This window comes from Thiomonas sp. X19 (genome assembly GCF_900089495.1).
Taxonomy (GTDB): domain Bacteria; phylum Pseudomonadota; class Gammaproteobacteria; order Burkholderiales; family Burkholderiaceae_C; genus Thiomonas_A.
On sequence record NZ_LT605203.1, the window covers coordinates 3,619,063 to 3,633,300 of the forward strand.

General features: G+C 64.8%; 11 protein-coding genes. 6 read left to right on the forward strand and 5 right to left on the reverse strand.

Annotation, left to right across the window (positions count from 1 at the left end; translation table 11 throughout):
- Window positions 1–296 precede the first annotated feature (296 nt).
- Window positions 297–1,580, forward strand: a complete 1,284-nt coding sequence (locus THIX_RS17475; protein WP_112487206.1) for a DUF3422 family protein — start codon at window positions 297–299, stop codon at window positions 1,578–1,580.
- Between the two features lie 9 nt (window positions 1,581–1,589).
- On the opposite strand, the gene THIX_RS17480 is transcribed toward THIX_RS17475, so the two are convergent.
- From THIX_RS17480 to THIX_RS17490, 3 genes are all read right to left on the reverse strand, one after another.
- Window positions 1,590–3,962 carry a DUF1631 family protein gene (locus tag THIX_RS17480; protein ID WP_112488444.1) on the reverse strand — a complete coding sequence of 791 codons (2,373 nt, stop codon included), beginning with the start codon at window positions 3,960–3,962 and terminating at the stop codon, window positions 1,590–1,592.
- A 122-nt stretch (window positions 3,963–4,084) separates the two neighbouring features.
- Entirely contained in the window at window positions 4,085–4,843 is a 759-nt protein-coding gene (gene rlmB / locus THIX_RS17485; RefSeq protein WP_112487207.1) for a 23S rRNA (guanosine(2251)-2'-O)-methyltransferase RlmB, read from the reverse strand.
- Window positions 4,840–5,589: an ABC transporter ATP-binding protein gene (locus THIX_RS17490; RefSeq protein ID WP_112487208.1), complete on the reverse strand. Its 750-nt coding sequence runs from the start codon at window positions 5,587–5,589 to the stop codon at window positions 4,840–4,842. The genes rlmB and THIX_RS17490 overlap by 4 nt, the downstream gene beginning before the upstream one ends.
- Window positions 5,590–5,649: 60 nt before the next feature.
- Here THIX_RS17490 and THIX_RS17495 point away from each other — a divergent pair, with 60 nt between their 5' ends.
- Both THIX_RS17495 and mnmH read left to right on the forward strand, forming a co-directional pair.
- Window positions 5,650–6,294 carry an arylesterase gene (locus THIX_RS17495; protein ID WP_112488445.1) on the forward strand — a complete coding sequence of 215 codons (645 nt, stop codon included), beginning with the start codon at window positions 5,650–5,652 and terminating at the stop codon, window positions 6,292–6,294.
- Window positions 6,291–7,349, forward strand: a complete 1,059-nt coding sequence (mnmH, locus tag THIX_RS17500; protein WP_112487209.1) for a tRNA 2-selenouridine(34) synthase MnmH — start codon at window positions 6,291–6,293, stop codon at window positions 7,347–7,349. Before THIX_RS17495 ends, mnmH begins: the two co-directional genes overlap by 4 nt.
- Before the next feature lie 62 nt (window positions 7,350–7,411).
- On the opposite strand, the gene dusA is transcribed toward mnmH, so the two are convergent.
- Window positions 7,412–8,374, reverse strand: a complete 963-nt coding sequence (gene dusA, locus THIX_RS17505; RefSeq protein WP_233224614.1) for a tRNA dihydrouridine(20/20a) synthase DusA — start codon at window positions 8,372–8,374, stop codon at window positions 7,412–7,414.
- 170 nt (window positions 8,375–8,544) lie between these two features.
- On the opposite strand from dusA, the gene THIX_RS17510 reads away from it, so the two are divergent.
- Window positions 8,545–9,594: a site-specific integrase gene (locus tag THIX_RS17510; protein ID WP_112487210.1), complete on the forward strand. Its 1,050-nt coding sequence runs from the start codon at window positions 8,545–8,547 to the stop codon at window positions 9,592–9,594.
- Between the two features lie 188 nt (window positions 9,595–9,782).
- Here the strand turns inward: THIX_RS17510 and acs are convergent, their stop codons facing one another.
- Window positions 9,783–11,765: an acetate--CoA ligase gene (gene acs / locus THIX_RS17515; RefSeq protein WP_112487211.1), complete on the reverse strand. Its 1,983-nt coding sequence runs from the start codon at window positions 11,763–11,765 to the stop codon at window positions 9,783–9,785.
- Window positions 11,766–11,971: 206 nt separating this feature from the next.
- On the opposite strand from acs, the gene THIX_RS17520 reads away from it, so the two are divergent.
- Window positions 11,972–12,631: a YqhA family protein gene (locus tag THIX_RS17520; protein ID WP_112487212.1), complete on the forward strand. Its 660-nt coding sequence runs from the start codon at window positions 11,972–11,974 to the stop codon at window positions 12,629–12,631.
- 75 nt (window positions 12,632–12,706) lie between these two features.
- Window positions 12,707–14,236: a fumarate hydratase gene (locus tag THIX_RS17525; protein ID WP_112487213.1), complete on the forward strand. Its 1,530-nt coding sequence runs from the start codon at window positions 12,707–12,709 to the stop codon at window positions 14,234–14,236.
- Window positions 14,237–14,238 lie beyond the last annotated feature (2 nt).

Here is a 14,238-nt window from a genome sequence, read left to right on the forward strand (position 1 = left end):
GGTCTGAAATCTGGCCAGAACCCGGGGCAAGCGGCCGATGTATCCGCTGATGCGAAGCACATCGAACCCTGCCATCGGGCACCTGGTAAGGCCAGTTTGCTATTTGTTTTACAGATTCGCCGGGGCGAACTCAACAAAACCTGCGCATTATAAGCTGCATCGTGCATTCATGAATGGGGCGATGCAGCCTTGGCGGCCTGCCCGGCAAGGTTCGGGAATCCGGCTCCCCCAGGCGTTTTGGCGCCTTCCGGGTATGCTTGGCGCCGTCCGCACTTCACCTCCGGTCCCTGGCAACCATGCATGAACACGTGTTGCGCCAACATCTGCACAACGAAATCCACGCCCGGCCCTACGAGCGCCTGCTCACGCCGCTGCAAATCAGCCACATGGCCTTCCTGGCCGACGCCCAAGTCCAGGCGCAGGCCCACGTGCATCTGTGCCGGCTGCTGGAGAACCACCATCTTCCGCTGCCCTCGGAGGGCAGCAGTTTTGACGTGGCCGATATCGGCCAGGTGCGTTTGCTCTGGGAACGCCACGGGGAATTCACGTCCTACACCTTCATCAGACCAGGACTGGCGACCGACGAACAGTCCTGGTTCGAACATTGCGCCTGCGCCGACATCTCGGCCGCGTGGCGCGAAGCCATTCCCGGCGCACTGATCTGCGCCAACCACATCGCCTTGCTTCCCGAACACCCGGGCGACGACTGGCCGCGGCACGATCTGTCCGCAGTGCTCGACGCCGATGCTCTCGTGGCATCGGAAGTCGCCGAGGGCCAGGCGCGTGTCTATACCGATCTGCGCATCCATGCCGACGGCTTCGCCCGGTTCGTGATCGTCAGCCGTGCAATCTCTCCGCGCCGCCGCGGCAGACTGGCGCAACGCCTGCTGGAGATCGAAACCTACCGCATACTCGCCCTGCTGGCACTGCCGGCGGCGCGGGAGATCACCCCCCTGCTGGGCCAGTATGAACAGGAACTGGCCCAGATCATGGATGCCATCCGCAGCAGCCAGCCCGAGCGCGACCGCCAGACCCTGGAACGGCTGTCGCAGCTGGCCTCCACCGTCGAGAGCCTCTACGCCCAGCACCATGCGCGCTTCACCGCGTCGAACGTGTACTACGACCTGGTGAACCGTCGCATCGCCGATCTGCGCGAGCAGCAGTTCATGGGCCTGCAAACGCTCGGCCAATTCATGGACCGGCGCCTGGCCCCGGCGATGCAGACCTGCTCGCACGCCATTCGGCGCCTGCAGGGCTTGTCGGAACGCATCTCGCGCTGCAGCAACCTGCTGCGCACCCGCGTGGAAGTGCAAATGCAGCAGCAAAACCGGGAGCTGTTGGCGTCGATGAACCGGCGCCAATACCTGCAGCTGCGCCTGCAGCAGACCGTGGAGGGATTGTCGGTGGCGGCCATCACCTATTACGCCTCGTCGCTGGTCGGGCACCTGTTCGAGGCCATGCATCGCTGGCTGCATGTGGATGCCGCCGTGGCGCAGGGCTGGTCCATCCCCATCATCGCGCTGGCCGTATGGCTGGGCCTGCGCCGCGCCCACCTGCGGCTGGCCAAGATGAACCGGTGAGCCCGGCCCTCAGGCAGCTTCGCGCGCCCGCTGGCGCAGGCCGCTGAACACGCCCTCCACCGCCCGGTCCATCAGATTCTTGTCTTCCAGCGGCAGGATGTGGCCGCTTTTCAGCAAGCGCTCGAAGGCGCGGCGCGTGAGCGAATGGGCGTGGCCGCCCACACGGCTGGTGAACATGAAAAATAGTCCTTGAGGACTACGCCAGGCCAGTTGCGCCCGGGTCCATTGGCTTTGCAAATGCCAGTGCACCCAATGGCCTTCCTCCAGGGAATCGATGAATGCACTGGGATTGTCGATGGCCTGCAAGGTGGGAGATATGTCACATCCCAGACCCGCATCCGGCTGGCTGGAAGGTGTGGACAGATCCAGTTGAAGGTCGAGGTCGTCGATCAAACCGGCGCGCTGGCGATCGATCTCGGGCAGTTGAACTTCCTCGAGCGCGCCGAGCACGGCTTGGCCCTGCGGCAGATGCAACAGGCGATCCCACTCGCTTTGCAACAAATAGGCGTCGGCCGCCTGGCCCGACGAGGCCATGCCTTCGCCGCGAATCGCCTGGGCGTGGGTGCGCATCAAGGCGGAGAAAAAAGCAGCGCGATGATCCTGCGACCAGTTGATCAAGGTCAGCCCTTCTTCCAGCTGCCGCACAAGACCGGGCAGCCTCTGCAGCAAGTCCTTGCGCTGGTTTTCACCCATCTTGGCCTGCACGCTCCAGAGCAGTTCGCTGCCGACTTGCTTGAAGTTGCGCGTGGGCGCGGCATCCTCGCCGTGGCGCAGGACGGACTCGACCAGAACGGCCGTCCACGGGCCGCGCATGAAGTCTTTCAAATAGGGATCGATGTCGAGATGGGCGAGCAGACTCGACACGTGACGGCCCAGAGCTGAACCGAGGACAGTGCGGAATTCGGCCCGGCGCAGCGCCTCCACGGCGTCACGTTCGCTCTCCCGCGTTTCCGCGGCGCGCCGCGCGATCCAGGCCTCCAGGCGCTCGAGTTGCTGGGTGTAGACCTCCTCGCCTTCGCTCTCGGCGTTGACGATGGACTCGACCATGCCGTCGAGCCAGTCGAGGAAGCCACTGGCGGCAACCTCGTCGGCATTGACATAGCCCGCGCTGAAACTGGCGATGCGGTTGATGAGCCGACGCGTCGGATGGTGGCGCGAACTGAACACGCCGGCATCGTTCAGCGCCAGGCGCAGGATGGGAATTTGCAGGCGCCCGAGCGCGGCGCGCACGCGTGGCAACAACCGGGGGTCGGCCAGAATGTGATCGAACAGCAGCGACACCACGTCGATGGTCAGGCGCTCGAGCGGACGTGTGGTGGCTGACTGCAGCTCGTCCCGGTAATGCTCGATGATGTTGACCGGCCGCCCACCAACGGCGCCAGGCTCGGACCATTGCGTGAAGCCCTCGCCCACCCCCAGTCGGTTGGCCTGGGTCAGGCGGTCGAGTGCGGAGCGCAGCATGGCCGTTTGCATGGCCTGGCCAAAGGTGGATTGCGGTCCGCCAGCGGCATCGTCGGGCGAAGCCGCCGCCTGCGGGCTTTGCCTTCCCTGCAGACTGGATGGCGCGTCGTAGCCTTGCAGCAAGCGCTGCAGATCGCGCAGCTGCAGGATGCCGTCGGCACCCACTGCCGTCATGGCGTCGGCTCCGGCGGCCCCAACCTGGGCGGTCTCTTGCCCACCGTCCTGCCCTGCAGATTGCGCCGATTGGGGCCGCACAGGGCTGCGGATGCCCGATGTACGCACGGAGTAGCGTGCAGGCGTGACATGGGCAGCTTCGAGGCGACCGTTGTAGGTGCTGTAGGTCTCCTTCAAGGCGCTGGTCATGGCCACCCCAAAAGCGCGCAGCAGAGCCAGGCGCGCTTCGTGGTCGACATCGAGGCTGCCGAGGGCGCGTTGCAGCGAACGGCCGAAAACTTCGGGGCGCAACGGGTTCATCTGAGACTCGCCGCCGCGACGCTGGCCGTCGCGCTGTCGCAGCGATTCCATGCGGGCGTTGAGATCACGAATTTCCCACTCGGCGCCTGACTCGATCATGCGGATGATCTGCGACACCTCCACGTCTTCCTGCACGCTCGCGTCATCCACCAGAGAGAGTTGATCGAGCCGCAGTTCGACCGGCTTGGCCGGCACAGCGGGCTTCCCCTGGATTTCCTGTTGCAGCAGAGTGCTGAACTGGCCGACGAAAGCGCGCACCAGATCGCCCTCGGCCTGGCGCAGGACCACCAGCAGGTCGTCGTAATGCTGTCTGTCCCGACTGCTCAAGGCCGATTCGGCATGGGTCTGGAAGGTTTCCACCACCTGCCGGGCAACGCGGCGGATCAACTCGTCCGAGTCGCTGAGTGCGGCGTCGATGCATTGGCGTAACGGGTCGGATTGCAGCATGGCGATCTGGGTGTCGGGCCGCATCCGGGTTTCGGACGCAACCCTCTGGCGTCACAGGTTGTAGCACTTCACTGGATGGATCACTATAGGGCCAGCGTCTGCGCTTCTCAATCTTCGAAGCGTCAAAGCTTGCCGGATGCCGCGGCCAAACAACAACGCTGGCGCACGGCCTCGAACAGGCAGACGCCAGCCGCGACCGAAACATTCAGGCTGTCCACACTGCCCTGCATGGGAATGTGCACGAGCTGGTCGCAGCCCTCGCGCACCAGGCGGCGCATGCCGCTGCCCTCGGCACCCAGCACCAACGCGGCGGGCTCGGCGAGCTTGGCATCGAACAAGGTATCCGTCGCCTCGCCTGCGGTTCCAACCACCCACAGCCCGCGCTCGCGCAAGGCTGCCAGGGTGCGCGCCATATTCGTGACCATGATGTATTGCACCGTGTCGGCCGCGCCACTGGCAACCTTGGCCACGGTGGGCGTGAGGCCCACGGCGCGGTCCTTCGGCGCGAACACGGCGTGCACCCCGGCGCAATCGGCCGTGCGCAAGATGGCCCCCAGATTGTGCGGGTCGGTCACGCCATCCAGACCCAGCAGCAGGGGAGTGTCAGCCGTCGCTTCCAGCACGGCGTCCAGGGTGGACATTTTGTCCAGCGGCTCGACGCGAGCCACCACGCCCTGGTGTCTGTGGGTTCCAGCCAGGGCGTCGAGCCGGGCACCGTCGGCCGCGATGACGGCCAGTCCGGCGTCCTGCGCGCGTGCGAGAAATTGCTGCATGCGCGCGTCGTGCCGCGAGGTGTCGACGAGAAGCTCACGCACGCTGTCGGGTGCGGCCCGCAGGCGCGCGCCCACGGCGTGAAAGCCGTACAGCAGCTTGGGGCTCAAGCCGTCACCTCGGAACCGGCCTGGACCGGGAAGGCCGTCGCTGCCTGCTCCACCAGGCGGCCAGCTTGCAACTCGACCACGGCATCGCAGCGTGACGCCAAGGCGTTGTCGTGCGTCACGAGCACCAGCGTGGTTCCCTGTTCGCGTTGCAGGCTGAACATCAGGTCGATGATGCGCATGCCGCCTGCGGCGTCGAGGTTGCCGGTGGGTTCATCGGCGAGCAGCAAGGAAGGCCGCGTGGCGAAAGCCCGCGCCAAGGCCACGCGCTGCTGCTCACCACCGGACAGCGTGGCGGGCATGTGCCGCAACCGGGCGCCGAGGCCCACGCGTTCCAGCATGGCTTGGGCATCGGCTCGCAAAGCCGCGGTCTGGCCGGAAATTTCCATCGCCAGCATCACGTTTTCCAGCGCGTTGAGGTGGCCGATGAGTTGAAAGTTCTGGAACACGAAACCCAGCTTGCGGGCGCGCAAGGCGGCGCGGCCGTCTTCGCTCAGGGCGAACAAGTCGGTGCCATCGATCCAGACCCGGCCTGAGGTCGGCAGATCCAGCCCCGCCAGAAGCCCGAGCAAGGTGGATTTGCCCGAGCCGGAAGGGCCGACGATGGCCACGCTGGTGGCGCGTCCGACCCGCAGATTCACGCCGTCGAGCAAGGTCAGCGAACCTTGGGCATCAACCACGGTCTTGCTCAAGTACTGCGCGACAATGGCGGCTTGTGCAACGATGGTTTGTGAATCGGTGGATGTCATATGAAGAGTGTGCGCAATGGGTGGCTCATTTTAGGAACTGCGCTGGTCTTGCTGGCCGGGATGGGTATCTCGCATGCGAAGACGGCGGCAGCGACTGCCGCGGCCGCACGGCAAGCCAGCCACCCGGTCGTCCTCATCGTGGGCGACAGTTTGTCCGCCGGCTATGGCCTGGAAACGGGCAAGGGCTGGGCCAGCCTGTTGGCCAGGCGCATGGCGCAACAGTTTCCGGCTTGGCGCGTGGTGAACGCCAGCGTCAGCGGCGACACCACCGCCGGTGGCCTGAGCCGTTTGCCGGCGCTGCTCGAACGCGACCACCCAGCCGTTGTCATTGTTGAGCTGGGTGGCAATGACGCGCTGCGTGGCCTGTCGCTGAGCACGACCCAGGCCAACCTCACCGCGATGGTGCAGCAGTCCAAAGCAGAGGGCGCGCGCGTGCTCTTGCTCGGCATGGAAATTCCGCCCAACTACGGGCCGGCCTACACCCAGCGCTTCGCGGCGATTTTTCCCGTCGTGGCCAAGGCGGAACAAGTGGCGCTGGTGCCGTTTTTTCTGGCTGGCGTGGTGAACCATCCGAACTGGTTCCAGGCTGACAACATCCACCCCACCGCCATCGCCCAGCCTGTGATGCTGAACACGGTGTGGCCCAGGCTGCTGTCCTTGCTGCGCGCCGTGCAGCAACATGCTGAGAAAAGTGAGGCCAAGTGAGCTTGCGTAGTGTGACGGCCGACGAGGCCTTGACGCGGCTGGCCGAGTTCGACGCCGTGCTGGACGTGCGCAGCCCCGGTGAATTCACCCTCGACCACATGCCCGGCGCGGTGAACTGGCCGGTACTGGACGACGCCGAGCGCGTGCGTGTGGGCATACTGCATGTGCAGACCGGCGCCTTCGAGGCCAGGCGCATCGGCGCCGCGCTGGTGGCGCGCAACATCGCCATGCATATCGAGCAGCATGCCCAGGGCTGGCCGAAAGAGTTCGCGCCGCTGGTGTATTGCTGGCGCGGCGGCAACCGCTCGGGGGCGATGGCGCATGTGCTGGCGCAAATCGGCTTTCGCGTCCATCTGGTGCCTGGCGGCTACAAAGCCTTGCGCGCAGCGCTGGTGCGGCAACTCGATGCCCTGGTGCCACCGTTGAACTTCCGCGTCATCTGCGGCCCCACGGGCAGCGGCAAGAGCCGCCTGCTGAATGCGCTGCAGGCCCAAGGCGCACAAGTGCTCGACCTGGAAATGCTGGCTGCGCATCGCGGCTCCGTGCTCGGCGCCCTGCCGGGTGAGGCCCAACCCAGCCAGAAGCACTTCGAGACGCGCATCTGGGCGGTGTTGCGCAGCCTTGAGCCTGCGTTGCCAGTGTTCATCGAAAGCGAAAGCAAGCGGATCGGCAAACTGCAGGTGCCGAGCGCGTTGCTGGAGCGCATGCACGCCAGCCCCTGCATGCGTCTCGAAGCCACCCTGCCAACCCGGGTTCGCATCCTGCTGGACGACTACGCGGCCCTCACGCGGGATCCGGCCGAGTTGCTGTTTCGGCTCGAATCACTCACCGAGCTGCGGGGCAAGCAGACGGTGGCACGCTGGCGCGGTTTGGTGGAGGCCGGGGACTTTCCCTCGCTGGTGGAGGAGCTTCTGGCACAGCACTACGACCCGAGCTATGGCAGCTCGATGGCCCGAAACTACCAAGACCTGATGGCAAGCCCAACTTGGCTGGTGGACGATGCCAGTGCAGCTGCGTTTGATCGGCTGGCCACGCAGATCATCGCGCAGGTTTGACCTTTGACTTGTGGCGCCCGTTCGGACCGGCGGCCTGCGCAGCCACGCCGCATCTATGATTTTCAGCCAGCCAGTGCCAGCAACGCCGCCTGACGCGCCTGCGTGGCCCGATGGAACAAATCCGCCGGCTCCAGCTTGCGCAAGGCAGGATCGCTCAGCACCTGGCGCCACAAGCGCGCGCCGGGTGCGCCTTTCCACAGATTGAGCATGTGACGGGTGATGGCGAATGCCGGCGTGCCCTGCGCCGCCATGCTCCGGGCGTAGGCCAACATGCAGTCTTCCACGGCCTCGGGCGTGTGCTGCGTCGGTTCGGCGCCGAAATGCTCGGCATCCCAACTGGCCAGCCACCAGGGCCGCTGGTAGGCCTCGCGCCCGATCATCACGCCGTCCACATGGGCCAGGTGTTGGCGCACATCGGCGTCGGACCTCACCCCGCCGTTGAGCACGATGGTGAGCCCGGGGAATTCGCGCTTGAGCTGATACACCAGTTCATAACGCAGGGGCGGAATCTCGCGGTTGTCTTTCGGGCTCAAGCCCTGCAGCCACGCATTGCGCGCATGCACGATGAACACCGAGCAACCACCCTCGGCCACGGTCCCGATGAAGTCACGCACGAAGGCATAGCTCTCGGTCCGGTCGATGCCGATGCGGTGCTTGACCGTCACCGGCAGCGCATGGCCGATGGCGTCGCGCATGGCAGCCACACCGTCGCGAACCAGCGCGGCTTCGGCCATCAGACAGGCCCCGAAAGCACCGCGCTGCACCCGCTCGCTCGGGCAACCGCAATTCAGATTGATTTCGGCATAGCCCCAGCGCTGCGCCAGTTTTGCACTCGCCGCCAGATCTGCCGGTTCGCTGCCGCCAAGCTGCAGGGCCACAGGGTGCTCTTCGGCGCAGAAGTCCAAATGGCGCGACTGATCGCCATGGATGAGGGCGCCGGTGGTCACCATCTCGGTGTACAGGCGCGCATGGCGACTGAGTTGACGGTGGAAGTAACGACAGTGGCGGTCGGTCCAGTCGAGCATGGGCGCAACAGAAAGCTTCCAAGGGCTTGTTTTTTCTGTATCTTTTTGATTTATCAAAGCTTTCCCTGCGAAGTGATGTGTTCTATTCCGGTGTATTCGAGGGTGTTTCCGCGTATTTTAAAGGACTCAGTGCTACAGTCGGTGCTACAAAAACAGCTTTGTAGCACCAGATGGGAACCATCACACAACGGCGTCGCGCCAATGGCGAAATAGGGTACACCGCCCAGATCCGGGTGAAGCAGGATGGCAAGCTCGTTTTCAGCGAGGCGGCCACGTTCAACCGAAAACAACTGGCTACCGAGTGGCTGCGTCGGCGCGAGGCTGAGTTGGATGCCAAACGCGCGCGGGGCGAGCCCATTGGCCGCGGCGCGACGATCGGCAAGCTCATCGACTGGTATCTCGAAGAGGCTCAGAAGATTACTCCATGGGGCCGAAGCAAGCAGGCGGATCTGCTACGCCTCCGCAAGACGGCGCTCGCTGAAAAAGACTCGACCCGGCTGAGCGTGTCGGAGGTGATCGGCCATATCACCACCCGCCGCCAGATCGACGGCGTAGGGCCTTCAACTGCACTGAACGACCTCGTGTGGCTGCGTCAGGTGTTTCGATCCGCCCGTGCCTCGCTGGGCGTTCCCGCGCAATTACAGGCCATCGACGACGCCAAGGCTGAGCTGATGACGACCCGGGTCGTCGCCAAATCCAGAAATCGGCAGCGGCGGGTCTCACCAGATGAGGAGGCGCTACTCCTCAAGTTCTTTTCCGAGCGCGACGCCCGAGCGCGAATCCCCATGGTGGATATCGTCCAATTTGCGCTTCTCACGGCCCGCCGACAGGAGGAAATCTGCCGCCTCAAGTGGGTTGACGTTGACCGCGAGCGGGGCATCGCTTGGCTTGACGACGTCAAACACCCTCGGCACAAGACGGGAAACCGCCGTGCATTCCGCCTCTTGTCTGCAGCAATGCTCATCGTTGAACGCCAGCCACGAATCGCAGAGTACGTTTTCCCCTACGAAAGCAAATCAGTCGGTGCTGCGTTCACGAGGGCGTGCAAGATGCTGGAATTGCAAGACCTGCATTTCCACGATTTGCGCCATGAGGCAACCTCAAGATTGTTCGAACGCGGCTACAGCATTCATGAAGTCGCCCAGTTCACGCTTCACGAGAGCTGGGCCACGCTGCAGCGATACACGCATTTGCGACCGGAGAACGTTCCGGAACGGTAGACCTGACGGATAACAGAGCGGCTACACATTGACTGACCACATGTCTTGCGCATCGGCCCTCAGATATTGGGGACCCCGCCCTCACCTCCCCGGATACGGAGGCGTCGCTGATAGGCCATAGGCCGTGAGTAGTCGAACTCGGGCTACCCACCGGCCTCACATTCACCGGCATCCCGGCCAGATCATTTTCAGTGATTGCGCCCCAGCTGCTCCAGAATCGCCGGGTTCTCCAGCGTCGAGGTGTCCTGGGTGATGGCTTCGCCCTTGGCCAGGGTGCGCAACAGGCGGCGCATGATCTTGCCCGAGCGCGTCTTGGGCAGGTTGTCGCCGAAGCGGATGTCCCTGGGCTTGGCGATCGCGCCGATTTCCTTGCCGACGTGGTTGCGCAACTCTTGGGCGATCTGCAGCGCCTCTTCGCCGGTCGGCACCGGGCGCTTGAGCACGACGAAGGCGCAGACCGCCTCGCCGGTGAGATCATCCGGCCGGCCCACCACCGCGGCTTCGGCCACGATCGGGTGCGACACCAGGGCCGACTCGATTTCCATCGTGCCCATGCGGTGGCCCGACACGTTGAGCACGTCGTCGATGCGCCCGGTGATGGTGAAGTAGCCGGTGTGCGGGTCGCGGATGGCACCGTCACCGGCCAGGTAATAGCCGTGCAACTCCTCCGGGTAGTAGCTTTTCTTGAACCGCTCGGGGTCGCCGTAGATGGTGCGGATCATCGCCGGCCAGGGCTTCTTGATGACCAGGATGCCCCCTGTACCCCAGGGCAGGTCGTGCCCGGCTTCGTCCACCACCTCGGCGAAGATGCCCGGCAGCGGCAAGGTGCAGGAACCCGGCACCATCGGCGTGGCGCCGGGCAGCGGGGTCAGCATGTGGCCGCCAGTCTCGGTCTGCCACCAGGTGTCGACGACGGGGCAGCGGCCGCCGCCGATGTGCTCGTAATACCACTCCCAGGCGGCGGGGTTGATGGGCTCGCCCACGGTGCCGAGAATGCGCAGCGAATCGAGCTTGTAGTTGCGCGGATGCACGGCGGCGTTGGTCTCGGCGGCCTTGATCAGCGAGCGGATCGCGGTCGGCGCGGTGTAGAACACATTCACCTTGTGGTCCTGGATCATTTTCCAGAACCGGCCGGCATCGGGGAACGTGGGGACGCCCTCGAACACCACCTCCGTGGCGCCGCAGGCCAGCGGGCCATAAGCGATATAGGTGTGGCCTGTGACCCAGCCGATGTCGGCGGTGCACCAGAACAGATCGTCGGGCTGGATGTCGAAGGTCCACAGCATGGTGAGCTGCGCCCAGAGCAAATAACCCGCGGTGGAATGCTGCACGCCCTTGGGCTTGCCGGTCGAGCCCGAGGTGTAGAGCAGAAACAGCGGATGCTCGGCCTCGACCCATTCGGGCGCGCATGCGGCGCTCTGGCCGGCCACCAGTTCGTGCAGCCACAAGTCGCGCGGCGCGTGGAAGGCGACGTTGCCGCCGGTGCGGCGGTACACCACCACGTTGCGCACGGTGTCGCAGCCGCCCAGACCCAGCGCCTCGTCGACGATGGCCTTCAGCGGCAAGGCCTTGCCGCCGCGGCGCTGCTCGTCGGCCGTGATCACCAGCACCGCGCCGGCGTCCTGGATGCGGTCGCGCAAGGATTGCGCGGAAAAGCCGCCGAACACCACCGAATGCGTCGCCCCGATACGGGCACAGGCCTGCATGGCGGCCACGCCCTCCACCGACATGGGCATGTAGATGACGACGCGGTCGCCCTTGTTCACGCCCAGCCCCTTCAAGGCATTGGCGAGCCGGGAGGTGCGCTCCAGCAACTCGGCGTAGCTCACGCGGGTGACGACGCCGTCGTCGGCCTCGAACACGATGGCGGTCTTGTCGCCCTTGCCGGATTCGACGTGCCGGTCCAGGCAGTTGTACGACACGTTGAGCTTGCCGTCGGCAAACCATTTGTAGAACGGCGCGCCGCTGGCGTCCAGGGTTTGCGTGAACGGCTTGTGCCAAGCGAGGTGCTCGCGTGCCAGCCGTGCCCAGAACCCTTCGAAATCGCCCTCCGCCTCGGCCACCAGCTTGCGGTACGCCTCCATGCCGGAGATGCGCGCACGCTTGACCGCCTCCGACGAGGGGTAGTAGGTCTTCAGCTCGTGATGCTCGGGTACAAGTTGCTCGGTCATGGTTGTCTCCAGATGGATTGCAATTATGTCGAAGCATGCCAATCACGGTGCATGAGGCCACCGCACGGCTTCGACTGTATTGTGTTTGTTTTTCATTGTGAACCACCCGCTCTTACATCCCCCTGACGCGCTGCGGGCGCAGCCGCTGCAATCGCAACACATTGCATCCTTAGAATCGGGTTCCGCGTGATTTCCCGGTATCCACCATGGCCAAACCCCAACCTACCGCCCAGTTGCCACTCGTTCCCCGCCTGCTGTTTTTCAGCCGCTGGCTGCAGCTGCCACTCTACGTCGGGCTGATCCTCGCGCTGGGCGTTTATGTCTTCCACTTCTGGGTCGAACTGGTGGACCTGGTGGGCGCCGCCATGGGCAACCAGACTTCTTTGCAGCACCTGCTCGAAGCCGTGGCCGTGCGCAACCCCATTCCGCCCGAAGGCGGCATCGCTGCCGCCGTACACGCCAGCTTGCCGAAGCTGACGGAGACCACCATCATGCTGGTGGTGCTCAGTCTCATCGACGTGGTGATGATCGCCAACTTGCTGATCATGGTCATCGTCGGTGGTTACGAGACCTTCGTTTCGCGCATGTACCTCGAAGGCCACCCGGATCATCCCGAATGGCTGTCGCACGTCAACGCCTCGGTGCTCAAGGTGAAGCTGGCGCTGGCCATCATCGGCATTTCGTCGATCCACCTGCTGCGCACCTTCATCAATGCCGACGCCTACAGCACCAAGGCGCTGATCGCGCAGACTGCCATCCATCTCACATTCCTGCTCTCGGCCATGGCCATTGCCTACACCGACCGCATGATGACACGCACCATCCACGATTACGCACCCGCCAACAACCCGGGAGGCGGCCACTGAGCGACAGGCGCCGGGGAGCGGTCTTAACATTCGTGGAGAACCTGACCACTGATTCGGCAACCCACGGAGACTCCCTTGTCCACCACCATCATTCGCCAGGACGACCTGGTCGAGAGCGTCGCTGCGGCGCTGCAATTCATCAGCTACTACCACCCGGCCGACTACATCGCGCATCTGGCGCGGGCCTACACCCGCGAGCAAAGCCCCGCGGCGAAAGACGCCATCGCGCAAATCCTGACCAATAGCCGCATGTGCGCTGAAGGACATCGGCCCATCTGCCAGGACACCGGCATCGTCAACGTCTTCCTCAAGGTCGGCACGGACGTGCGCTTCGAAGGCCTCAGCGGCAGCCTGCAGGACGCGGTGGACGCGGGCGTGCGCCGTGGCTATCTCGACGCCGACAACAAGCTGCGCGCTTCGGTCCTGGCCGACCCGCTGTTCGAGCGCAAGAACACCGGCGACAACACCCCCGCGGTGCTGCATGTGGAACTGGTGCCGGGCAATCGCCTGGACGTGACCGTAGCGGCCAAAGGCGGCGGTTCGGAGGCCAAGTCCAAGTTCGCCATGCTCAACCCCAGCGACAGCGTGGTCGACTGGGTGCTGCAAACCCTGCCGACCATGGGCGCGGGCTGGTGCCCGCCGGGCATGCTGGGCATCGGCATCGGCGGCACTGCGGAGCACGCCATGCTGATGGCCAAGCAGGCCTTGATGGAAGACATCGACATGAGCGAATTGCTCACGCGGGGGCCGCGCGACAAGTACGAGGCCTTGCGCATCGAGCTGTATGAAAAGGCCAATGCCCTGGGCATCGGCGCGCAGGGCCTGGGCGGGCTGACCACGGTGCTGGACGTGAAAATCAAGCATTGGCCTTGCCACGCCGCCAACCTGCCGGTGGCGATGATTCCCAACTGCGCCGCCACGCGCCACGCGCACTTCGTGATGGACGGCCAGGGCCCCGTCTACCTGGAGCCGCCCAGCCTGGACCTGTGGCCCGACGTCCATTGGGCGCCGGATTACGAACGCAGCCGCCGCGTCAACCTCGACACCTTGACCCCGGCCGAGGTGGCCGGCTTCAAGCCGGGCGAAACCCTGTTGCTGACGGGCAAGATGCTCACCGGACGCGACGCTGCGCACAAGCGCATTGCCGGCATGTTGGCCAAGGGCGAGAAGCTGCCGGTGGACTTCACCAACCGCGTGATTTACTACGTCGGCCCGGTGGACCCGGTGCAGGGCGAAGTGGTCGGCCCGGCCGGGCCGACCACGGCCACGCGCATGGACAAGTTCACCGAAACCATGCTGGCCAAGACCGGGCTCATCGCCATGATCGGCAAGGCCGAGCGCGGCCCGGCGGCCATCGAGGCCATTCGCAAACACAAGAGCGCCTATCTCATGGCCGTGGGCGGCGCCGCCTACCTCGTGTCCAAGGCCATCAAGGCCTCGCGCCTGGTCGCCTTCGAAGACCTGGGCATGGAAGCCATCTACGAGTTCACGGTGCAAGACATGCCGGTGACCGTGGCCGTGGATGCCTTGGGCACTTCGGTGCACAACACCGGCCCGGCCGAGTGGCGCGCGCGCATCGGCAAGATCCCGGTGGCCGTGGTCTGAAC

What these genes read in the sequence shown, in the direction of transcription:
- dusA (WP_233224614.1), bottom strand. Translation starts at nt 8,374, where the DNA reads ATGCTCGACTGGACCGACCGCCACTGTCGTTACTTCCACCGTCAACTC.
- THIX_RS17490 (WP_112487208.1), bottom strand. Translation starts at nt 5,589, where the DNA reads ATGACATCCACCGATTCACAAACCATCGTTGCACAAGCCGCCATTGTC.
- THIX_RS17510 (WP_112487210.1), top strand. Translation starts at nt 8,545, where the DNA reads ATGGGAACCATCACACAACGGCGTCGCGCCAATGGCGAAATAGGGTAC.
- THIX_RS17520 (WP_112487212.1), top strand. Translation starts at nt 11,972, where the DNA reads ATGGCCAAACCCCAACCTACCGCCCAGTTGCCACTCGTTCCCCGCCTG.
- THIX_RS17480 (WP_112488444.1), bottom strand. Translation starts at nt 3,962, where the DNA reads ATGCTGCAATCCGACCCGTTACGCCAATGCATCGACGCCGCACTCAGC.
- acs (WP_112487211.1), bottom strand. Translation starts at nt 11,765, where the DNA reads ATGACCGAGCAACTTGTACCCGAGCATCACGAGCTGAAGACCTACTAC.
- THIX_RS17475 (WP_112487206.1), top strand. Translation starts at nt 297, where the DNA reads ATGCATGAACACGTGTTGCGCCAACATCTGCACAACGAAATCCACGCC.
- THIX_RS17495 (WP_112488445.1), top strand. Translation starts at nt 5,650, where the DNA reads ATGGGTATCTCGCATGCGAAGACGGCGGCAGCGACTGCCGCGGCCGCA.